The 22,234-nt window shown below is 64.2% G+C and carries 19 protein-coding genes; 14 read left to right on the top strand and 5 right to left on the bottom strand.

Translation table 11 applies throughout. The annotated features are described in order from the left end of the window. Positions 1-40: 40 nt before the first annotated feature. On the bottom strand, positions 41-1,156 hold the full coding sequence (locus tag IF10I1_RS00165; protein WP_186391811.1) for a Gfo/Idh/MocA family protein: 1,116 nt from the start codon (positions 1,154-1,156) through the stop codon (positions 41-43). Positions 1,157-1,254: 98 nt separating this feature from the next. Here IF10I1_RS00165 and IF10I1_RS00160 point away from each other — a divergent pair, with 98 nt between their 5' ends. From IF10I1_RS00160 to iolB, 10 genes are all read left to right on the top strand, one after another. After that, positions 1,255-2,076 (top strand): MurR/RpiR family transcriptional regulator, encoded by an 822-nt coding sequence (locus IF10I1_RS00160; RefSeq protein WP_058898824.1) that lies wholly within the window; start codon positions 1,255-1,257, stop codon positions 2,074-2,076. 117 nt (positions 2,077-2,193) lie between these two features. Continuing rightward, positions 2,194-3,135, top strand: coding sequence for a sugar ABC transporter substrate-binding protein (locus tag IF10I1_RS00155; RefSeq protein WP_186391812.1), 942 nt, complete (start codon positions 2,194-2,196; stop codon positions 3,133-3,135). A 96-nt stretch (positions 3,136-3,231) separates the two neighbouring features. Next, entirely contained in the window at positions 3,232-4,329 is a 1,098-nt protein-coding gene (locus tag IF10I1_RS00150; RefSeq protein ID WP_122521942.1) for an ABC transporter permease, read from the top strand. Beyond that, a complete protein-coding gene (locus tag IF10I1_RS00145; RefSeq protein ID WP_186415595.1) occupies positions 4,329-5,108 on the top strand; it encodes an ATP-binding cassette domain-containing protein in 780 nt (259 codons plus the stop codon). The genes IF10I1_RS00150 and IF10I1_RS00145 overlap by 1 nt, the downstream gene beginning before the upstream one ends. 31 nt (positions 5,109-5,139) lie before the next feature. Further along, positions 5,140-6,144, top strand: a complete 1,005-nt coding sequence (iolG, locus tag IF10I1_RS00140) for an inositol 2-dehydrogenase (RefSeq protein ID WP_186391813.1) — start codon at positions 5,140-5,142, stop codon at positions 6,142-6,144. Between the two features lie 13 nt (positions 6,145-6,157). Beyond that, the gene (iolC, locus tag IF10I1_RS00135) at positions 6,158-8,068 is read left to right on the top strand and encodes a 5-dehydro-2-deoxygluconokinase (RefSeq protein ID WP_186424294.1); all 1,911 of its coding nucleotides are present in this window, start codon (positions 6,158-6,160) and stop codon (positions 8,066-8,068) included. Then, the gene (gene iolD, locus IF10I1_RS00130; RefSeq protein ID WP_186415597.1) at positions 8,065-9,891 is read left to right on the top strand and encodes a 3D-(3,5/4)-trihydroxycyclohexane-1,2-dione acylhydrolase (decyclizing); all 1,827 of its coding nucleotides are present in this window, start codon (positions 8,065-8,067) and stop codon (positions 9,889-9,891) included. The genes iolC and iolD overlap by 4 nt, the downstream gene beginning before the upstream one ends. A gap of 3 nt (positions 9,892-9,894) precedes the next feature. Then, positions 9,895-10,797 (top strand): myo-inosose-2 dehydratase, encoded by a 903-nt coding sequence (gene iolE / locus IF10I1_RS00125; RefSeq protein ID WP_122521936.1) that lies wholly within the window; start codon positions 9,895-9,897, stop codon positions 10,795-10,797. 465 nt (positions 10,798-11,262) lie between these two features. Then, complete coding sequence (locus IF10I1_RS00120; RefSeq protein ID WP_050475236.1) at positions 11,263-11,469, top strand: hypothetical protein; 207 nt, start codon at positions 11,263-11,265, stop codon at positions 11,467-11,469. Further along, a complete protein-coding gene (iolB, locus tag IF10I1_RS00115) occupies positions 11,466-12,278 on the top strand; it encodes a 5-deoxy-glucuronate isomerase (RefSeq protein WP_186415598.1) in 813 nt (270 codons plus the stop codon). Before IF10I1_RS00120 ends, iolB begins: the two co-directional genes overlap by 4 nt. 16 nt (positions 12,279-12,294) lie before the next feature. Here the strand turns inward: iolB and IF10I1_RS00110 are convergent, their stop codons facing one another. From IF10I1_RS00110 to IF10I1_RS00095, 4 genes are all read right to left on the bottom strand, one after another. Next, complete coding sequence (locus IF10I1_RS00110; RefSeq protein ID WP_186415599.1) at positions 12,295-12,651, bottom strand: DUF1850 domain-containing protein; 357 nt, start codon at positions 12,649-12,651, stop codon at positions 12,295-12,297. After that, a complete protein-coding gene (locus IF10I1_RS00105; protein WP_186415600.1) occupies positions 12,648-14,759 on the bottom strand; it encodes a TRAP transporter permease in 2,112 nt (703 codons plus the stop codon). The genes IF10I1_RS00110 and IF10I1_RS00105 overlap by 4 nt, the downstream gene beginning before the upstream one ends. An 89-nt stretch (positions 14,760-14,848) precedes the next feature. Beyond that, positions 14,849-15,802, bottom strand: coding sequence for a TAXI family TRAP transporter solute-binding subunit (locus IF10I1_RS00100; RefSeq protein ID WP_122521928.1), 954 nt, complete (start codon positions 15,800-15,802; stop codon positions 14,849-14,851). A gap of 210 nt (positions 15,803-16,012) precedes the next feature. Then, a complete protein-coding gene (locus IF10I1_RS00095) occupies positions 16,013-17,158 on the bottom strand; it encodes an ROK family transcriptional regulator (RefSeq protein ID WP_186391821.1) in 1,146 nt (381 codons plus the stop codon). A gap of 225 nt (positions 17,159-17,383) precedes the next feature. Between IF10I1_RS00095 and IF10I1_RS00090 the strand changes: the two genes are divergently transcribed. The 4 genes from IF10I1_RS00090 to IF10I1_RS00075 all read left to right on the top strand — a co-directional run bounded on the left by IF10I1_RS00090 (position 17,384) and on the right by IF10I1_RS00075 (position 22,184). Continuing rightward, positions 17,384-18,523, top strand: coding sequence for a GTP-binding protein (locus IF10I1_RS00090; protein ID WP_186391822.1), 1,140 nt, complete (start codon positions 17,384-17,386; stop codon positions 18,521-18,523). Positions 18,524-18,526: 3 nt separating this feature from the next. Beyond that, on the top strand, positions 18,527-18,799 hold the full coding sequence (locus IF10I1_RS00085; protein ID WP_186391823.1) for a nitrate reductase: 273 nt from the start codon (positions 18,527-18,529) through the stop codon (positions 18,797-18,799). A gap of 89 nt (positions 18,800-18,888) precedes the next feature. Further along, the gene (locus IF10I1_RS00080; RefSeq protein WP_186391824.1) at positions 18,889-21,498 is read left to right on the top strand and encodes an ATP-binding protein; all 2,610 of its coding nucleotides are present in this window, start codon (positions 18,889-18,891) and stop codon (positions 21,496-21,498) included. Next, positions 21,498-22,184: a response regulator transcription factor gene (locus IF10I1_RS00075; protein WP_050475244.1), complete on the top strand. Its 687-nt coding sequence runs from the start codon at positions 21,498-21,500 to the stop codon at positions 22,182-22,184. The genes IF10I1_RS00080 and IF10I1_RS00075 overlap by 1 nt, the downstream gene beginning before the upstream one ends. The last annotated feature ends 50 nt before the right edge of the window (positions 22,185-22,234 follow it).

The following is a 22,234-nucleotide window of genomic DNA, read 5'->3' as shown; positions in this document are numbered from 1 at the left end:
CAAGGCCGGAGCAGGTGCTGCTCCGGCCTTCTTGTTGATCTTACACGCTCACCCGCGTGCCGCTGCGGGCAGCTTCTGCGATGGCGTGGATGACCTTTTCGAATTCCAGTGCGGCTGCGAAATCCGGCCATGGCTTTGTGCCGGTTTCGATGGCGCGCAGGAATTCGGCGGCCTCGATGATCTTCAGGTCGTTGAAGCCGATCTGGTGGCCGGGGGCGGGGCAGAAGGCGCCGTAAACATCGTGATCCGGCCCGGTGAGAATGGTGCGGAAGCCCTGTTCGGCCTTCGGGCCCTCGTTGACGAAGAGCTGCAGCTCGTTCATCCGCTCCTGATCATAGATGATCATGCCTTCGGTGCCGTGGATCTCGAAGCCGAGGCGGTTCTTGCGGCCCCAGGCGGAGCGGGAGGCGGCGAAGGAGCCCTGTGCGCCATTGGCAAAACGCAGGATGGCGGTGGCCGTATCCTCGTTTTCCACCTTGCCCCGGCCGGTGCCATCCGGCAGGGGGCGGGTTTCGTGTACGGTCTGCATGTCGGCGATGAGGCTTTCGATGGGGCCGCAGATGCCGCAGAGCAGGCTGATCAGGTGGCAGCCGATATCCCCCAGCGCGCCAAGGCCTGCTTCGCCAAGCTTTGCCCGCCAGGTCCAGGGCAGATCCGGGTCGGCCTGATAATCCTCGTCCACCGCGCCGCGCACATGCACGATGCGGCCAATCCGCCCCTCCTGCACCAGCTTCTGCGCATGGCGGTAGGCGGGATTGCGGGTGTAGTTGTAGCCGGTCATGGTCAGCTTGCCGAAGCGGGCGGCGGCCTCGGCCATCTCTTCGGCTTCGGCCAGCGTCAGGCCCATCGGCTTCTCGCACCACACGTGCTTGCCCGCCTCCAGAGCGGCGATGGCCATCTCCTTGTGGAAACGGTTTGGCGTGGTGATCGACACCACGTCCACCTTCGGGTCAGTGACCAGCGCCTGCCAGTCTCCGGTGGAGCGGGCGAAGCCGAACTGGCTGGCAAAGGCGGCGGCCTTGTCTTCCGGCGTGTCGCAGAGCAGCTCCAGCCGCACGTCCTGCACGTCGCCCATGACGGCGCGGGCATTGCGCCAGGCGAGCGCATGCGCCTTGCCCATGAAGCCTGTTCCGATCAGGCCAATCCCCAGGGTCATTGATTTCCTCCCGAAACCAAATAGAATTTTTATTCCATTATTGTCATCCTGCGGCTATCCTGTTTTGTCAAGCAGGATCAACGAACTGGCAAACCGCAATGTCGCACCTCTCCGCCCCGCGCAACATCGAAGCCTTCCATGCCCGTCTGCTGGAAGCGGCGGAAACCCTGCCGAAACGCCTGCGCCAATGCGCGGAATATCTGGCGGCGAACACGGACCGGATCGCGGTTTCGACGGTGGCCGAGATGGCGCTGGCGGCCGGAGTGCAGCCCTCGGCGCTGATGCGATTCTGCAAGATCCTGGGTTTTTCCGGCTATTCGGAGATGCAGCGCCTGTTCCGCGATGCCTATGCGCAGGGCTGGCCGGACTACGCGACACGGCTCAGAAACCTGCGGGAAAGCGGTGCTGGCAGCCCCTCTGCCTTGCTGGCGGAGTTCATCGATGCGGGCCGCATGTCGCTGGAAAATCTCGCCAGCAGCGTCGACAGCCGCAATCTGGACCGGGCGGTGAAGATCCTTTCCGAAGCCGGAATGGTGCATCTCGTGGGCCTGCGCCGTGCCTTCCCGGTGGCGTCCTATCTCGCCTATGCCTTTGAAAAAATGGATGTTCCGGCGTTTCTGCATGATGGTGTGGGTAAGCTGGATCACCGCCATGCCATCCGTCCGGGCGATGCGCTGGTGGCCATCACCTTCTCGCCCTACAGCGGGGAAACGGTGGAACTGGCGGAGTTTGCCCGCAGCCAGGATGTGCCGGTCATCGCCATCACCGACACGGTGATGAGCCCGCTGCAGAAACTGGATGCGACGGTGCTGAGTGTGGCGGAAGTTGACTTCGGTGCCTTCCGTGCGCTGTCGGCGACGCTCTCGCTTGCCATCACGCTGGCGGTGGCCGTTGGTGCCGGACGAAAAGCCGCACCATAAAAAAACTGTTGCATCAAACCTAAAAATGGAATGAATATTCCATACCCGAAGCCCGGACATATCCGGGCCGGGTGGCCGCCGGGGGGAGCCGGCGGATCCGCACTCTGGGAGGTTATGATGAGAAAAGCGCTTACCGCCGTCGCCGCTGCGGCCATCGCCGTGGCAGGCCTGTCTGCTCCGGCTGTTGCCGAAGGTGAAAAGTTCGTCCTGGTCAGCCATGCGCCGGACAGTGACAGCTGGTGGAACACCATCAAGAATGCCATCGCCGTTGCCGGCGAGCAGATGAAGGTCAGTGTCGAATACCGCAACCCGCCGACCGGTGATCTGGCCGACATGGCCCGCATCGTCGAGCAGGCGGCTGCATCCAACCCGAATGGCATCATCGTCACCATCGCTGACTATGATGTGCTGTCCGGCCCGATTTCCAACGCTGTGGCCAAGGGCATTCCGGTCATCACCATCAACTCCGGCACCATCGAGCAGTCCAAGAACCTGGGCGCGCTGCTGCATGTGGGCCAGCCGGAATATGACGCAGGCTTCGGCGCGGGCGAAAAGGCCAAGGCTGCCGGTGCCACCTCGTTCCTGTGTGTGAACCACTACATCACCAACCCGGCCTCCGTGGAACGCTGCCAGGGCTTTGCCGCCGCGCTCGGCGTGGATCTGGGCAACCAGATGATCGATGCCGGTCAGGACCCGTCCGAAATCCAGAACAAGGTCTCGGCTTATCTGCAGACCAACCCGGACACGGGCGCCATCCTCGCCCTCGGCCCCACCTCTGCGCACCCGACGCTGGCGGCGCTGGAGCAGAATGGCAAGGCTGGCCAGATCTTCTTCGGCACCTTCGATCTTTCCTCTGAAATCGCCAATGCCATCAAGGCTGGCACCATCAACTTCGCCATCGACCAGCAGCCTTATCTGCAGGGCTACCTGCCGGTGGTGATCCTCACCAACTTCGCCCGTTACGGCGTCGTGCCGGGCAACTCGATCAACTCGGGCCCGGGCTTCGTCACCAAGGACAACATCGCACTGGTTGAGAAATACGCCGGTCAGTACCGCTAAGCGGCTGACATGAGCTGAGGTTTCAGCCCCGGCCGGGGCGGTGTGAAAGCGCCCCGGCCCCTTGCAACAGACGTTTCCTGAAAATCGAGGCAACTCATGACGGACGAGCGCATCAAGCAGGTCTCGGCCCTGCGCCGTGCCATGATCCGGCCCGAGCTGGGTGCGACCACCGGCACCGTTCTGGTCTTCCTTTTCTTCCTTTTGATCGCGGGCAACTCCGGCATGTTCGCGCCGGAAGGCATCATGAACTGGACCGTGGTGTCCGCCCAGTTTGCCATCATCGCCGTGGGCGCCTGCCTGCTGATGATTTCCGGCGAATTCGACCTTTCGGTCGGCTCCATGATCGGCTTTGCCGGCATTGTCATCGCCATTCTGAGTGTCAAATTCGGCTTGCCCGTCTGGGTGTCCATCATCGCGGCCTTTGTCATCTGCGTGACGCTGGGCTGGATCAACGGCATGCTGGTGATCAAGACCGGGCTGCCGTCCTTCATCGTGACACTGGCCTTCCTCTACATCCTGCGCGGCCTCACCATCTGGCTGTCGATCCTCACCACCCGCCAGACCATCATCGGCGGCGTCAAGGATCTGGCACAGAACGACTGGCTCGCCTTCCTGTTCGGCGGCGTGATCTTCAAGAACCTCTTCGTCTGGTTTGCCGATATCGGCCTTGTCGGCAAGTTCGTGGCTGGTCCCAAGGCCGGGCTGCCGGTGGTGGAAGGCGTGCCGATGCTGGTGGTCTGGGCGCTGGTTCTGGTCGCCTTCGGCCATATCCTTCTCACCCGCACCAAGTTCGGCAACTGGATCTTTGCCTCCGGCGGTGATGCGCAGGCGGCCCGCTATGTGGGCGTGCCGGTCAACCGGGTGAAGGTGCTGATGTTCATGTTCACCGCCTTCTGCGCCACCGTATTTGCCACCTGCCAGGTGATCGAATTCGGCTCGGCGGCGGCGGACCGCGGCCTGCTGAAGGAGTTCGAGGCGATCATCTGCGTGGTCATCGGCGGGGCGCTGCTCACCGGCGGCTATGGCTCGGTCATTGGCGCGGCGCTGGGCGCCATCATCTTCGGCGTGGTGCAGCAGGGCCTGTTCTTCTCGGGCGCAGAGAGTTCGCTCTTCCGGGTGTTCCTCGGCACGATCCTGATCCTTGCCGTGATCCTCAACACCTACATCCGCCGCATGATCACGGGAGAACGCTGATGTCCGCCCCGCTCATCGAACTGCGCAACATCGAGAAGCATTTCGGCCCCGTGATCGCGCTGGCGGGCGTCAGCTTCGACGTGAAGGCCGGAGAATGCCACTGCCTGCTGGGCGACAACGGCGCCGGCAAGTCCACCTTCATCAAGACCATGGCCGGCGTGCACAAGCCGACCAAGGGCGAGATCCTGGTGGACGGCAAGGCTACGGCCTTCAACAGCCCGCGTGACGCCATGGGCGCAGGCATTGCCACGGTCTATCAGGATCTGGCGATGATCCCGCTGATGTCGGTCACCCGGAATTTCTGGATGGGCCGCGAGCCGGAGAAGAAGTTCGGCCCGTTCCGCTTCATCGACTTTGACAAGGCTAACCGGGTGACGCTGGAGGAAATGGCCAACATGGGCATTCACCTGCGCGAGCCGGAACAGGCGGTCGGCACGCTTTCGGGCGGCGAGCCCCAGACGGTGGCCATCGCCCGTGCGGTCTATTTCGGCGCCAAGGTGCTGATCCTCGACGAGCCGACTTCGGCGCTCGGCGTGCGCCAGACCTCCAACGTGCTGGCAACCATCGACAAGGTGCGCAAGCGCGGCATTGGTGTCGTCTTCATCACCCACAATGTGCGCCATGCCATGGCGGTGGGTGACCGGTTCACCGTGCTGAACCGCGGCAAGACGCTGGGCACCGCAAAGCGCGGGGAAATCAAGCCGGAAGAATTGCAGGACCTGATGGCGGGTGGCAAGGAACTGGCTGAACTTGAGGGTTCGCTCGGCGGCACGATCTGAGGTGTTGCGGGTTAATTTAGGAAAGACCGACATGACAATGCGTTTCGCAGTATTGGGGGCAGGGCGGATTGGCCGCGTCCATGCCAAGGCGATCGCCGCGACGGAAGGAGCCACGCTGATTGCCGTGGCCGATCCCATCGCAGCGGCGGCTCAGTCGCTGGCGGCGGAGCATGGCTGCTCCATCCGCACCATCGACGAGATTGAAGCGGCAAAGGATGTGGATGCGGTCATCATCTGCACCCCGACCGACACCCACGCAGACCTGATCGAGCGCTTTGCCCGCGCCGGCAAGGGCATCTTCTGCGAAAAGCCGGTGGATCTGAACGTCCAGCGCGTCAAGGACTGCCTGAAGACGGTGAAGGAAACCGGCGCCACGCTGATGGTCGGCTTCAACCGCCGCTTCGATCCGCATTTCGCCGCGCTCAAGGCCACCATCGACAGCGGCCGCATTGGCGATGTGGAGATGGTGACGATCACCTCGCGCGATCCTTCGCCCCCGCCGTACGAGTACATCTCCCGTTCGGGCGGCATCTTCCGCGACATGACCATCCATGACTTCGACGTGGCCCGCTGGCTTCTGGGCGAGGAAGTGGACACGGTGATGGCCTCTGCCTCCGTTCTGGTCGATCCGGAAATCGGCAAGCGCGGGGATTTTGACAGCGTCAACATCATCCTGCGCACCGCGTCGGGCCGTCAGGCGATCATCACCAACACCCGCCGTGCGGTCTATGGCTATGACCAGCGCATCGAGGTGCTGGGAGCCAAGGGGCTGGTGGCTGCAGAGAACCTGCGCGAGGCCAACATCGAGGTGGCCGATGCCAGCGGCTATCACAAGCCGCCGCTGCTCGACTTCTTCATGACCCGCTACACGGCAGCCTATGCCGCTGAAATCACCGCCTTCATCAAGGCCGTGACGGACAAAACCGTGCCGCCCACCACGGGTGAGGACGGGCTGAAGGCGCTGGCGCTGGCGGAGGCTGCGCTGAAGTCGGTCGCGGAAGGGCGGGCCGTGCGCCTCTCGGAAATCACGGGCTGAAGGACCAACGCGGATGAGCAAGACCCTCGATCTCATCACCATCGGCCGGTCCTCGGTCGATCTCTATGGCTCCCAGGTGGGCGGCCGTCTTGAGGATATGGGCAGCTTCCAGAAATATATCGGAGGTTCGCCCACCAACATTGCCGCCGGTTCTGCGCGGCTTGGCCTCAAGGCTGGCCTCATCACCCGCGTGGGGGATGAGCACATGGGCCGCTTCATCCGCGAACAGCTGGTGCGCGAGGGCGTGGACGTGACGGGCGTGAAAACCGACCCGGAACGCCTCACCGCCCTCGTGCTGCTGGGCATCCGTGACGACAAGCAGTTCCCGCTGATCTTCTACCGCGAGAACTGCGCCGACATGGCGATCTGCGAGGACGACATCGACCCCGCATATATCGCCAGCGCAAGGGCGGTGGTGGCCACCGGCACGCACCTGTCCCATCCGCGCACTGAAGCTGCCGTGCTGAAGGCTCTGCGCCTTGCCCGCGAAAGCGGCGGCCAGACGGCGCTCGACATCGATTACCGCCCCAACCTCTGGGGCCTGTCCGGTCATGGCGACGGCGAAAACCGCTTCATTGCTTCGGCCAAGGTGACGGCCCGCCTGCAGCAGCACCTGCCGTTGTTCGATCTGATCGTCGGCACGGAAGAAGAGTTCCACATTGCAGGCGGCTCCACCAACACCATCGAGGCCCTTCGTGCCGTGCGGGCGCTGACGGGGGCGACGCTGATCTGCAAGCGCGGGCCCATGGGCGCTGCTGCCTTTGCCGGGGCCATTCCCGACACGCTGGATGAAGGCGAGGCAGGGCCGGGCTTTCCCATCGAGGTGTTCAACGTGCTGGGCGCGGGCGACGGCTTCATGGCGGGTCTGCTGAAGGGCTGGCTTGATGGCGAGACCTGGCCGCGTGCGCTGACCTATGCCAATGCCTGCGGCGCCTTTGCCGTGTCGCGCCATGGCTGCACGCCGGCCTATCCGTCCTGGGAGGAGCTGCAGTTCTTCCTGAAGCGCGGTGTGGTCACGCCTGCGCTGCGCAAGGATGCGGAGCTGGAGCAGGTGCACTGGTCCACCAACCGCTCCTATGACTGGCCGTCGATGCATGTCTTTGCCTTCGACCACCGCCGTCAGATGGAGGAGCTGCCGGGGGCAACGCCGGAGAAGATCGGCGCCTTCAAGAAGCTCTGCCTTGCCGCCGTGGAAGAAGTGGCTGCTGGAAGGACCGGGTACGGCCTTCTGTGCGACAACCGCCTTGGCCGCGATGCGCTGCATCAGGCGGCCGGCAAGGGGCTGTGGATCGGCCGCCCGGTCGAGTGGCCCGGCTCGCGTCCGCTGACGCTGGAGCTGGAGCTGGGACCGGATTATGGCGGGCTCACCGAATGGCCGCTGGAGCATGTGGTCAAGGTTCTGTGCTTCTGCCACCCGGAGGATGACGCAGCCTTGTGGGCCGAGCAGGAAGCGGTGATCCAGCGCCTGTTTGCCGCCGCCCGCCGCAACCGGCTGGAGTTCCTGCTCGAGGTCATCCCCTCCAAGGTTGGCCCGGTGGATGATGACACGACCGCCCGCATCATCGAGCGCTTCTACAAGCTCGGGATCTATCCGGACTGGTGGAAGCTGGAGCCAATGCGCTCCGATGCAGCGTGGAAGCGCACCTGTGACATGATCAAGGCCTATGATCCGCGTGTGCGCGGCATCGTGGTGCTGGGTCTTGACGCACCGGAGGACGAGCTGGCGGCCTGCTTTGCCACGGCCGCGCAGCATGATCTGGTCAAGGGTTTTGCCGTGGGGCGCACCATCTACAGCGAGGCAGCACGCGGCTGGCTCGCCGGAACCATGACGGATGCTGAGGCCATCGCACAGATGGCCGGAAAATTCGCCCGCCTGTCCGCCACTTGGGATGCGGCACGCGGTGCAACGGGAGTTGCGGCATGAGCAAGGTAAGACTGACCGCCGCCCAGGCCATGGTGCGCTGGCTTTCCAGCCAGATGACCGAAGACGGCGTGCCCTTCATCGCCGGGGTCTGGGCCATCTTCGGCCATGGCAATGTGGCCGGCATTGGTGAAGCGCTCTACGGCGTGCGCGACACGCTGCCCACGTGGCGCGGCCACAACGAGCAGGGCATGGCCCATGCGGCCATCGCCTATGCCAAGCAGCTTGGCCGCCGCCGGGCCATGGCGGTGACTTCCTCCATCGGCCCCGGCGCCACCAACATGGTGACGGCGGCAGCGCTCGCCCATGTCAACCGGCTGCCGGTGCTGTTCGTGCCGGGCGATGTCTTCGCCAACCGCGGGCCGGACCCGGTGCTGCAGCAGATTGAGGATTTCGGCGACGGCACCATCAGCGCCAACGACTGCTTCCGCCCGGTCTCGCGTTATTTCGACCGCATCATGCGGCCAGAGCAGCTGCTGACGGCCCTGCCGCGTGCCATGGCGGTGATGACCGATCCGGCCGATTGCGGCCCGGTGACGCTGGCATTCTGTCAGGACGTGCAGGTGGAAGCCTATGACTGGCCGGAAGAGTTCTTTGCCCCCCGCGTCTGGCGCCAGCGCCGCCAGCGCCCGGACGAGGCAGAACTGGCCGAAGTGGTGGCCCTGATCCGCGCCGCGAAGAAGCCGGTGCTGATCGCAGGCGGCGGCGTGCACTATTCCGGCGCCACGGAAGCGCTGAAGGCCTTTGCCGAGGCGCATCAGATCCCGGTGGTGGAAAGCCAGGCGGGCAAGTCGGCACTGCCGTGGGACCATCCGCTCAACCTTGGCCCGGTCGGTGTTACCGGGTCGGAAAGCGCCAACAGCACTGCGAAGGATGCCGATCTCGTCATCGGTGTTGGCACCCGTTTTCAGGATTTCACCACCGGCTCCTGGGGCCTGTTCCGCAATCCGGCGCGCAAGCTCGTGTCCATCAACGTTGCGGCCTATGACGCCATGAAGCATGGCGCGGTGCCGCTGCAGGGCGATGCCCGCGTCTGTCTTGGCGAATTGTCAGCGCAGCTGGGTGCCCACAAGGGCCCGGCCGTTGCCGCAAGCCTCAAGGCGGACTGGTTCGCCAAGGTCGATCCGCTGACGGCTGCTCCGGAAGCGGATGCAAACGGCCTGCCCACGGATCAGCAGGTCATCGGCGCCGTGCAGCGTGCCGCCGGTCCCGATACGGTGGTGATGTGCGCCGCCGGTACCATGCCGGGCGAATTGCACAAGCTGTGGAAGGCGAGCCGCCCCATGTCCTATCACATGGAATACGGCTTCTCCTGCATGGGCTATGAAATCGCCGGAGCGCTGGGCATCAAGATGGCGGAGCCGGAGCGCGACGTCATCTGCATGGTCGGTGACGGCAGCTACATGATGATGAATTCCGAACTCGCCAGCGCCGTGATGCTGGGCCAGAAGATCACGGTCGTCATCACTGACAACCGGGGCTACGGCTGCATCAACCGGCTGCAGATGGGCACCGGCGGGGCCGAGTTCAACAACCTTCTCGACCACACCAACCACGCCAACCCCAGCCATATCGACTTCGTCGCCCATGCAGGTGCCATGGGGGCGAAGGCGGTGAAGGCCGGGTCGATCGCCGAGCTGGAGGCAGCCCTTGCCGAAGCGAAGACGGCGAGCGGCCCGTTTGTGGTGGTCATCGACACCGATCCCTACCCCTCCACGCCCCATGGCGGGCACTGGTGGGATGTGGCGGTGCCGGAAGTTTCCGCCCGTGCCGAAGTGCGGGCGGCGCGCGAGTCCTACGAACGTTCGCTTCAGGAAAGAAACTGAACCATGATCCTCTATGGCACCAACCCTATTGCCTGGTCCAACGACGACGACCAGACCCTCGGCGCCCATATTCCGCTTGAGCAGTGCCTCGATGAAACCGCCAAGATCGGTTTCGACGGCATCGAGAAGGGCCACAAGCTGCCCGCGACGCCGGAAGGCATCGCCAGGGAACTGGGCGGACGCGGGCTGAAATATATCTCCGGCTGGCATTCGCTGAACCTTCTGACCAACTCCATCGAGGACGAGAAGGCGGCGATGCAGCCCTTCCTCGATCTGCTGAAGGCGGTGGGTTCGAAGGTGATCATCACCTGCGAAACCTCCAATGCCATTCATGGCAATGACGGCGTGCCGGTGAACAACAAGCCGGTGCTGGCCGCCTCCGAATGGGCAGACTTCGGCCGGGGCGTCGAGGCGCTGGCGGCCTTTGCGGCAGAGCAGGGCATCACGCTGGTCTATCACCACCACATGGGCACGGTGGTGGAGAGCGAGGCGGAAATCGACCTGTTCATGCAGCACACGGGACCAGCCACCAAGCTGCTGTTCGACACGGGCCATTGCTATTTCGGCGGCGGCAACCCGGCGGCGGTGGCCGAGCGTCACATGGCCCGCGTGCGCCATATCCATGCCAAGAACGTGCGCCCGGACATCATGCGTCAGGTGCGTGAGGAAAACCTCTCCTTCCTCGAAGGCGTGCGCCGCGGTGTCTTCACTGTGCCGGGTGATGCGGAAGGTGGCGTCGATTTCCTGCCCGTGCTGAAGAGCGCAGCCGCGCATGGCTACGAAGGCTGGCTCGTCATCGAGGCCGAGCAGGACCCGAGCGTTCGCAATCCCTTCGAATACCAGAGCATGGGCTTCAACGCCCTGCGCAGCTTCGCCCGCGAAGCCGGTCTCGACAAGGGCAGGTGATGGAGTAGGGGGCGGATCTACATATCAGGTCCGGAGATTACCCGCAGTGATGCGTTTGATCTTTTGCAGGGCCTCTCCGCCCCCCTCCCCCTCGTGGGGAGGGGTAAGGGGTGGGGGGTATGATCCCACAACTATCTGAATTATATATGATTTCTTGAAGAGGCGTCAGGAGGAGCAGCTGTCTGTGGTCAATGGATGCTCTGCCAGACGGAAAGGCCTTTCCCCCCACCCCTAACCCTTCCCCACGAGGGGGAGGGGGGCGGAGACGCCGTGCCTGAGTGATCAGGCTTCAGGTACGATGTGTGCATGTAGTAAAAGGGGGGGAGAGGGGTGCTGCGGCAAAAGGCAGAGCTGGGGAAACACGGCAGGTAGCTTCAAACCATATATGGTGCAGCACAGGCCCCTGCCATCTGCTACGCTCGGCGCACCCGCTCTCCCCTGATCCCCGGCAGTAAAGAGACCTTGATGAAGATTATTGACCCGACCCATTCCTTCTACGGCCCGCTGTGGCGGCGCATTGCCATTGTGGTGGTTGCGGCTGGCTGGGCCGGGTTTGAATACTGGAACGGCTCCACCGGCTGGGCGCTGTTCTTCGCGGCCATTGCGGCCTATGCCGCATGGGCGCTCATCATCACCTACAAGCCGCAACAGGGCGGAGACGGAACGGCATGAGCAAGCTTCTGAGAAAGCCGCAAGGCACCCACGGCAAGACCCACGCCATCACGCCGGAAAGCGCCGGCTGGGGCTATGTGGGATTTGATCTTTACCGCCTGAAGGCGGGCGAAAGCGTTGGTGAGGCCACCGGCGGACGTGAAGTCATCCTCGTGCTGGTCGAGGGCAAGGCCCGCCTCTCCGCATCGGGCAAGGATTTCGGCGAGATGGGCCTGCGCATGGACGTGTTTGAGCGCCTGCCGCCCGCCTGCCTTTATGTGCCGGACCAGTCGGACTGGGCCGTCACCGCCACCACGGATCTGACGCTGGCCGTCTGCTCGGCACCGGGCAAGGGCACCCATGAAGCGCAGGTGCTGGGACCGGATGGCATCCAGCTCGACCAGCGCGGGCAGGGCACCAACACCCGCTACATCCACAACATCGCCATGGAAGGGCGGGATGTGGCTGACAGCCTGCTGGTGACGGAAGTCTTCACCCCCTCTGGCCACTGGTCGTCCTATCCGCCGCACCGGCACGACGAGGACAATTATCCGGACATGACCTATCTGGAAGAGACCTATTACCATCGGCTCAACCCGGCGCAGGGCTTCGGCATCCAGCGGGTCTTTACCGAGGACGGCTCCCTCGACGAGACGATGGCCGTTTCCAACCACGACGTGGTTCTGGTCCCCAAAGGCCACCACCCCTGCGGCTCGCCCTATGGCTACGAGATGTATTATCTCAACGTCATGGCCGGCCCCTTGCGCAAGTGGCGCTTCAAGAACCACCCGGACCACGACTGGATCTACCAGCGCGACATGGTGAAGTGACAGGTGCAGCCGCTCCCTACTCACACGGCGCAATCCTGACTGGTTGCGAGGCATCGGTGCCGATCGTGTGGCAGGTGCCGTTTGCGCAGAGGGTCCAGCCGGAGACGGTGGCGCCGGAGGCGGCGAGCAGGAGTTCCGGTTGCGGCGGCAGGGTGGGCGTCCAGACCCACCAGCCGTCCTGAAGCCGGGCACCATCGCCCGGTTCCATGCCCGCGCCCGAGCCGCGCACACGGGCCTCCTGAAGTTTAAGGCCGTCCTCAGTCACCACCCAGGTTTCCTGCCACTGCGTCTTTTCGACGGAGTGGGTCCATTCCAGGGTGAAGGGGCCGGAGAGGCTGAGTGTCAGCGCTCCGGCCAGAAGGCAGGCGCTCATGCGCCTGCGTTCGGGCTGGCTTTGTTGCCTGCAGCCATGTTGGCCCGCCAGACGAGGAAGGCGAAGAGGGCGAAGAGCCCCAGCCCCACTTCATCCGTGACCGGCAGGGCCGCCACCAGCGTAAACGCCGAGGCGATGGCGAGCGCCCGCATCCACCAGGCCAGCGGCACGCCGAGCCAGCCGATGACGGCTGCGCCCCACAGGCTGATGGCGATGGCGACCTTGAGGACGATGTAGACCACCGCCGGGACATAGCCGATGCTTTCTGCCAGCGCCCCGCCATCCTGCAGCATCAGGGCCGGGGTATAGACGGCCATGAAGGGGATGACGAACCCGGCTGCCGCCACCTTCACCGCCTCGAAGGAGATCTTCAGCCCGCTTTCCTTGGCGATGGGGCTTGCGGCAAAGCAGGCGAGCGCAACGGGCGGGGTGAGGTCGGCGAGGATGCCGAAATAGAACACGAACATGTGGCTGACGATCAGCGGCACGCCGAGTTCCAGCAGGGCAGGGCCTGCAATCGACGAGGTGATGATGTAGTTCGGGATGGTCGGAATGCCCATGCCCAGCACGATGCAGGTGATCATCGTCAGAAGCAGCGAGAGGAACAGGCTGTTCTGGCCGACGCTGACGATGAACTGGCCGAAGGTGGTGGCCGCACCCGTCAGCGTCATGGTGCCGATGATGATGCCGACGAGGGCACAGGCGACGCCCACGGGTAGGGCGGTGCGGGCGCCCTCTCCAAGGCTGTCGCGGCACAGGGCCAGCGTGTTGCGCCCGCCCTTGGTGAAGATGTTGAGGAGAATGAGCGCCGAAATGGCGATCAGCAGCACCTTGATGCCGAGGGAGAAGAAGGCAGCCCCCGTCAGCCCGAGGCCGATCCAGAAAATCGTGCGGATGACACCCTGCGGCAGGCCGAGGGCGACGGAGCCGCCGAGGATCAGCAGCACGGTCAGTCCCAGACCAATGGTGCCGGCAAAGAGCGGCGTGTAGCCGCCGAAAAGGAGATAGACCAGCACGCCGAGCGGCAGCAGCAGGAACCAGCCTTCCTTCAGCGCCTTCACGGCGGAGGGCAGTTCGTCCTTCGGCAGGCCGCGCAGGTTCCGCTTGCCCGCTTCCAGATGCACCATCCAGAAGGCAGAGGCGAAATAGAGCACGGCAGGAATGAGGGCCGCCTGCACCACCTCGTAATATTCGACGCCCAGCGTTTCGGCCATGATGAAGGCCACCGCGCCCATGACCGGCGGCATGATCTGGCCACCCATGGAGGATGTGGCCTCCACACCACCGGCAAAGGCCGGGCGGTAGCCGAAGCGCTTCATCAGGGGAATGGTGAACTGGCCGGTGGTGACCACATTGGCAACGCCCGAGCCGGAAATCGTGCCCATAAGCCCTGAGGAAATGACCGACACCTTGGCGGCCCCGCCCGTGGCATGGCCGACGAGGCCGAGGCTGACATCGGTGAAGAGCTTGATCATCCCGGCCCGCTCCAGGAAGGAGCCGAAGAGGATGAACAGGAAGATGAAGCTGGAGCTGACATAGACCGGAATGCCGTAGATGCCTTCCGTGCCATAGGTCATGTGCTCGACAACCTGCGCAAAATCGTAGCCGCGATGGTCCAGCGGCGCGGGCAGATACTGGCCGAAGAGGCAGTAGGCGAGAAACAGCCCCGCAATGATGGGCAGCGCCAGCCCCATCATGGCCCAGGCGGCGGCAAAGACCGTGACGAGCGCGACGACACCCATCACCAGATCCCGCGGCAGCGGGTCGCCTGCCCGGATCAGAAGGTCCGTGTAATCCCACCATTGGTAGGCCGCGACGGAAACGGCGGCGAAAGCCATCAGCCAGGCGGCGATGCGCACCGGCAGCTTGTCATGCCGGGCGGCGGCGACCAGCGGGAAGGTCAGCAGGCCGAGAAAGCCGACATGCACCGCGCGCACGATCTGGCTCGGCAGGTCGATGACATGGGCGGCCGTGGCGATCTGGAAGGCGGAAAAGGCAAAGGCGATCCAGAACAGCAGGCGGCCTTCAAAGCCTTCCTGAAAGCCAGCGCCATGCGGGTCTTCCTGAGGCGCAGCAATCTGGGTCTGCGGAGAGAGGGGTGTGCTCATGCGCGGCTCGAACTTTCGCGGGATGCGGCAATGCGGAAAGGGAAAAAGGGGGAGCGCAGATGCTGCGCTCCCCCCGTCAGCCGGGGCCCTTACATCAGGCCCTTTTCCTTGTAGTAGCGTTCGGCACCGGGATGCAGCGGCACGGGCATGCCGGTGAGGGCATTGTCGAGGCTGATGGCCCGGGCGGCCGCATGGGCGGCGACCATTTCCGGCAGGTTCTCGAACAGCTGCTTGGTCATCTGGTAGGCGGTTTCTTCCGAGACATCCTCATGGGTGATGAGGAAGTTGACGACCGCGACCGTCGGCACATCGGCGCTCTGGCCGTCATAGGTGCCCGCCGGAATGGTGGCGGAGATATAGGGGGCACCCAGTTTTGCGACCACATCTTCCGGTACGGCGACCATGTTGACCGGAACCGAGGTGGCAAGGTCCTTCAGCGAGGCAACGCCAAGGCCTGCGGACTGCAGGGTGGCGTCGAGCTGGCGGTTCTTCATCAGTTCCACGGACTCGGCGAAGGGCAGGTATTCGGTCTTGGACAGATCCGAGTAACCCATGCCGGCGGCGGCAAAGATGGCGCGGGCGTTCAACTCGGTGCCGGACTTGGCCGCACCCACGGACAGGCTCTTGCCCTTCAGGCCGGCCAGATCGGTGATGCCGCTGTCCTTGGAGGCAACGATCTGGATGTAGTTCGGATAGATGGCGGCAATGCCGCGCAGCTTGGTCAGGGGCGCCTTGAAACCGGCCTCGGCATCGCCTTCCCAGGCGAGCTTGACGGAATCACCGAGGGCAAAGCCGATCTCGCCCTTGCCCTGCTGCAGCAGGTTGAGGTTTTCGACCGAGGCCTTGGTGGCCTGCACCTGCGGGCGGGCGCCTTCGATCTTGTCGCCATAGATTTTCGACAGGGCAACGCCCAGCGGATAGTAGACGCCGGATGTGCCGCCCGTAAGCACGTTGATGAATTCGGCCTTGGCCGGGGCCATGGCAACGCCCATGGCCGTGGCAGCGATGGCAGCAGCACCAAGCGAACGCTTGATCAGGTTCATGAATATGCCTCCCTTTTGGTTCCGGTCTTTTCGTCCGGCATGCAGCGCGGCAGGGGCCGCAACTGCCTTCTGGCTCATGGCCACACGGGCACAAGGTCTCCTCCCGTGAGCCTTACCGGCAGCAAACGTAGCGGGGGAAACGGCGCAAGAGCAACCGTGTTTATACCGAGGCCATCCGGGGGAGGGTGCCTGTGGAACGAGGTGCGTTGCTCAGCCGCCGAGGGCCGCCTCGATCAGACGGGGAAGGCCCAGCCTTGCGGCACCTGTCAGCGGGGCGCCGCCGCCGAGCTGCGAGCGGCGGATCTCCGGTGGAGCCGGATGGCACAGCGGCAGAAGCGCGCTGACGCGGGCGATGAAATCCGGCCTTGCGCCGATCGAGCCGCCCAGCACCACAAGGGCGGGGTTGGTGATGGCGGCAAGGGCGGCAATGGCGCGGGCGGCCAGCCGGGCCGTTTCCTCCAGAACGGCTTTGGCGGCGGCATCGCCTTGTTCTGCCCGGGCGAAAATTTCCGGCACGGTGAGGTCTTCATCGCTCAGCGCCTGGTAGCGGCGGCGCATGCCGTGCGAGCCTGCTTCCTGCTCCAGCGCACCGCAGTCCCGCGATTGCGGGTCGAACGGATCAGCGCCGAAGGGCAGGAAGGCTATTTCTCCGGCCGCATGTGCGGCGCCGCGCAAGAGCCGGCCATCGCAGATGAGGCCGCAGCCGATGCCTGTGCCCACGGAAACATAGGCCATGTCCAGAACAGGAGCGGCGGCAGACAAAGCCCACCGCTCGCCTTCGGCGGAGAGGTTCACGTCATTTTCCAGCTGCACGCTGCAGCCGAGCGCTTCGGCAAAGGCGGCGCATACGTCGAATGCGTCAAAGCCGGGAATGTTGGGCGCCATCATCACCCGGCCGGTCGTGAGGTCCGGTGCGCCGGGCACACCGATGACGGCATGGCGCACCCGGCTCCAGTCAAGCCTTGCAGCGGCTGCCGCTTCCCGGCACAGGCGGGCGATCTGGGTGATGACGTGCTGGCCGCCCCGGCTGTCCGTTGGCTCCGTCAGGCCGGGCAGCAGCGTGCCGGTGAGGGTTGAGAGCGCCACGGCCACCTTGGTGCCGCCCAGATCCACCACGGCGCAGCAGGCTGCTTCCGGAACCGGGGCAAAAACGGAAGCCCGGCGCCCGATGTGACCTCCGGTCTCGCCGGTCTGGCGGATGACGCCCGCGGTCTCCAGCGCCCGGCAGATGAGCGTCAGCGTCTGTTTCGACAAGCCGCAGCGGCGCGCCAGTTCAGCCCGGGACATGGGGCCATCCAAGAGGAGCTGCCGGAAGACGGCGTGATGCGTGGCCGGATGCTGCGGGAGTGGTGACATATTAGGTGCTTTTTAGTTCTTTAGGTTGACGAACTAAATTCCTGATCCTCCTTGTTGTCAAGCGCCGGACCGTCTTGCAGTGCCGGAGTGCATGTAATAATGTAACATCTTCGCGCGCGCTTGCCAGTGCGTGCCAGATGCTTATCTCTAGCCGGGGTCCTGGCCGATTGCCTTCAGGCAGGACAGGGTGAGCTGCAGCCGCCGGTGCGAGGAATTGGGGACGGAATGCCAAAGATCACGCAGAAAATCCCCGTTATCGTCCTCACCGGCTTTCTGGGCTCGGGCAAATCCACGCTCTTGCAGGAGTTGCTGACCCGCGAGAACGGGCAGGACACGGCGGTTATCATCAACGAATTCGGCGAGGTGCCGATTGACCATGATCTGGTCCGGGTGGGCCGGGGCGAGCTGATGCGCACCTCCACCGGCTGCCTGTGCTGCACCGCCGGGGCCGATGTGCGTGCCACCCTGTACGAGCTGTATGAAGCGGTGGAGAGCGGCGATGTGGCCCCGTTCTCCCGCGTCATCATCGAAACCACGGGCCTTGCCGATCCCGCACCGCTGGTCAACCAGCTGGTGGCGGGTGCTATGCCCGCCATGGGTCTGCGCGATCATGTGGTGGCGCGGCACTTCGTGCTCGCCGGTGTCGTCACCACGGTCGACATCATCACCGGCGAAATCACGCTGGAGAACCATTTCGAAGCGGCCAAGCAGGTGGCCTTTGCCGACCGGATCGTACTGACCAAGACGGATCTGGCGCAGGACCCGGCGAGCAAACGCGATATCGATCTGCTGGCAGAAGGCCTGCGGCAGCTGAACCCTGCGGCTGAACTCATCGACCGGCACGGGGAGGGTGTTGATCTCGACAGCCTGTTCGTGCCGCGCAACTATCAGCCGGCCAGCCTTGGCGAGGATGTGCTGGGGTGGCTCGCCATGGATCAGGCGGTCAGCGCCGAAGGCGGCCATGCGCATGGCAAGAGCGGCCTTTCCCGCCACGCTGCGCGGGTGAACAGCTTCGTGCTGACCTCCGATACCCCCTTTGCCGAGGCCAACTACAAGCGCTTCATGGATGTGCTGGTCAAGGCAGCCGGGCCGCGCCTCCTGCGCGTCAAGGGGCTGATCGCGCTGGAAGATGCGCCGGACAAGCCGCTGGTCATCCATGCGGTGCAGCATGCCGTGTTTCCGGCGGTGCAGCTGGAGGCCTGGCCGAGCGAAGACCGGCGCGGGCGCCTCGTCTTCATCACGGATGAGCTGGAGGAAAAGCCCGTCCGGGACCTGTTTGAAGCGGTGCTCGTCGGCCGTCCCTCGGCCATGGAGCGCCTGCGCAGTGCAATCGGGCTGGGGCCCAAACCAACACGGGACGCCTGACACATGACGGCATTCATCAATCCGCTCAAGCCGCGCTCGCGCGGTATTCCGCAGAAGATCGCCGAGATCAAGGGCTGGGTCCGCACGGCCTTTGCCCTTGAGGAGGGCGTGGCCATTTCCTTGTCTGAGCTGAGCTGCCGCGATGAGGGCTGTCCGGACGTGGAAACGGTCATTGGCCTGTTGCGCGAGGGGCATCCCATCGAAGTGCACCGTCTGCACATGCCGCTGACGGAGGTGAGCGAAGCGGATGTGAGAAAGCTAGCGGCAGGTGGCTGAGCTTCCGGCGTTTTTCGGGTTGACGTCGCACGAGGGCGAATAAGACGGTATGTCTTTGGGAAACCAAAGACCTGCGCAGGCTCGATTCGATGAGTACGCAACCCGCCCACGACCTTCCTGCATCACGGCTGTTCAGCTGGACCGGTGAATTCCGGAACCGTGAGCAGGAAGATGCCTATTGCACGGCGTCTCTCCGTGAGACGCTGGGGACGGCCAAGCTCTGCGTCGGGGCAACGACGATTGCCAGCCTGGCCTTCGCGCCGATGGATATCATGATGCTTGAGGAGCCGCGCCTGCTGCTCTTTCTTGGCATCCGGGTTGTGCTGGGCGTGCTCTGTGTCGTGGTGCTTTACTTTCTGGTCAAGGCGGAAAGCCATCACCGGATCGTTGTGCTGACCTATGCGCATATCCTGCCGTTCTTCTTTCTCAATGCGCTGATTTTCGACCATCCGGCGCTGACCCGCCATGGCGGTCTGCTGCTGCCGCTGATCGCCATGTCCATGGCAATGTATCTGCCTGGGCGCTTCTGGGTGGTGGCACTGACCAGCGCCTATGCGCCGCTGGTCAGCCTGCTGTTCTGGGGCGTGTTGCGGCCGCAACCTGAAACCCCGCTGGATCTGGCCTCCATCTTTCTGGTGATCACGGTGGCTTACGTGGCGGGCAGTGTGGCGCGGGTGCAGCTGAACAGGATGCGCCGAGAGGAGTTTCTGCATATCGAGCGGGAGCGGCAGATCAATGAGGAACTGCGCCAGGCGAAGGATGCGGCGGAGGCCGGTGCCCGCGTAAAGGCCGACTTCCTTGCGGTCATGAGCCATGAGATCCGCACGCCTCTCAATGGCGTGCTTGGCATGGTGCGGCTGGCGCAGGCTGAAGAGCTGCCGCCGGTCGCCCGCACGCGGCTGGAGATCCTGCAGCAATCCGCCGAGGCTCTGGCCACCATCCTTGATGACGTGCTGGACCTGTCCAAACTGGAGACGGGAACGGCAGAACATGAAAATGTGCCGCTGGACCTGCATCAGATCCTCAAGGATGTGGTGACGCTGGTCAGCTCCAAGGCACAGGAGAAGGGGCTTTCCGTCCGTCTGGATTTCCATCCCGATGTGCCGCGCAAGGTGATGGGGGACCCTGCAAGACTGCGCCAGATCCTGCTCAATCTGGCCGGCAATGCGGTGAAGTTCACGGAGCAGGGCTTTGTCACTATTACGGTGGACCTGCAGGGGCAGCTGTCCGGCGGAACACAGGCGGGCCGCGGGCTTCTGCCGCTGCGCTTTTCCGTCCGGGATACGGGCATCGGCATTTCGGAGGAAGAGATGCCGCGCCTGTTCCAGCCCTTTTCGCAGGCCGATGCCTCGATCCGCCGCCGCTATGGCGGCTCGGGGCTGGGTCTTGTCATCTGCCGCCGGCTGGCCGAGGCCCTGGGCGGCAGCGTCTCAGTGACCAGTATCAAGGGAGAGGGCAGCTGTTTTCAGCTCAATCTGCCCATGGCACGGGCGCCTGAAGGAGCGCTGGAGGCGGCTGCAGCAGAGCTGGATGCCGGCACCCATGCCGGGCTGGTGCCGCTGCGCAGCCTGGCGATCCTTCTGGTGGAGGACAATCCGGTGAACCAGCTGGTCGCCAGCGGGTTGCTGGAACGCGAGGGTCATGTCTGCACTGTGGCAGACAGCGGCGAGGAGGCACTGAAGCTGGTGCAGGCACGGCCCTTTGATGTGGTGCTGATGGACCTGCAGATGCCGGGCATGGACGGATATGAAACCTGCAGCGCCATCCGGGCGCTGGGCGGGGCCTTCCGCCATCTGCCCATCATCGCGCTGACGGCCAATGCGCTTCCGGAGGACCGCCGCCGGTCGCAGGAGGCGGGCATGGACGGGCACCTGGAAAAGCCGGTGCGGCCGGAGATTCTGAACGATACGCTGCACCGGGCCGCCAGCCGGAGGCAGGCGCAGGAGCGCTCCTTGGCGGAGCGGCGTCCCATGCGGCCGCTCAACATCCTGCCGGGCGCCGATATTCTGATTGCAGGTGACGTTCCCCCCGGCCTGCCCGAGGGTCTCACGGGCCTTGGTTACCGGGTCTTTCCGCTTCCGGACATCAAGGCAGCCCAGCATATCCTGGCTGTCCGGCCTTTTCCGGTGATGATCCTCTTCCCGCGCCGCATGGGCGACGTGGCGGCGGCGCAGGAGCTTTGTGAAGGCGGCATGCAGCTCATTACCTGCGCTTGCGGGCCTGCGGCGCTGGATGAACTGCAGCGGCTTGGGGTCGACGCGGTCTTCGATTGCGGCCGTGCGGAAGGCAAGCGCGTGCAGGATCTGGCAGAAGAACTGGGGCAGATGCTGAGCGGCCCTGTGGTGTCCGGGGACACGGGACATATGGTCACAGCCCCTGCCCAGCTTCTGGGGCCTGACCGGCTTGCGCAGCTCAAAATCCTGTTCCTTGAGAACTTGAAAGAGCAGCTTCAAGCTTTGCGTAAGGCGGAAGGTGATAGCGTGGAACTGCAGCGTGTTGCACACCGCGTGAAGGGCAGTGCGGCCAACATGGGTTACACTGGCCTTCAGCATGCTGCCGGGCTCTTGTTGACAGAAATAACCGCGCCAAGTAACGGCGCTATCGATAAGCTTTCAACCGCACTTAGTGCGGCGATTGCAGAGCTTGAAACGAATACAGGCGCCAAGGCAACTGACGCGCCCGGGAAGACAGCACGCTGATGACCGCAACAGTCCTTGTCGTTGAAGATGCCCCCGAAAGCCTGGAGATGATTTCCGGCTTCCTCAAGGATAATGGCATGACGGTGATCGCTGCGGGCAGCGGTGCGGATCTGCGGGCCCGGTTGCAGGGTTTGCAGCCGGACATCATTCTGCTGGACGTCAATCTGCCGGACGAGGACGGCATCGAACTGGCGCGGCAGTTACGCCTTGGCGAGCGGTTCGGTCTCATCTTCGTCACGGGGCGGGATTCCGATGATGATGTTCTGGCCGGGCTCGATGCGGGCGGGGATGACTATGTCACCAAGCCGATCAACCTGCGCACGCTGCTGGCCCGCATCCGCAGTGTGCTGCGCCGCTCGCGCGAGCCGGTGATCACCTTTGACGGGTGGATCCTGGACGTGGTGCGGCGCGAATTGTTCCGCCCCAACGGTCAGCTGGTGGAGCTGACGGCCGGTGAGTTCAACATTCTCGTGGCGCTGGCCTCCCGCCAGATGCAGCCGCTGAGCCGTGATTTTCTGCTGGATGTGATTTCCAACCGCGACCCGCGCGACATCAGCGGGCATACGGTCGATAATCTCATCGCGCGCCTGCGCAAGAAGATGCAGCATGAAGGAAAAGACGCGCCGATCGTCACCATCCGCGGTGTCGGCTATGCGCTGATGCCCTCGCAGCACAAGGTGGACTGAGGGAAGACGGGCCTCCTTGCAGAGTTCCGTCTTGCGTTGAGACCCGCCCG

The sequence above is a fragment of the Pannonibacter sp. I15F10I1 genome (assembly GCF_900185665.1).
Taxonomy (GTDB): Bacteria; Pseudomonadota; Alphaproteobacteria; order Rhizobiales; family Stappiaceae; genus Pannonibacter; species Pannonibacter indicus.
This window is presented reverse-complemented; position numbering and strand designations above follow the sequence as displayed.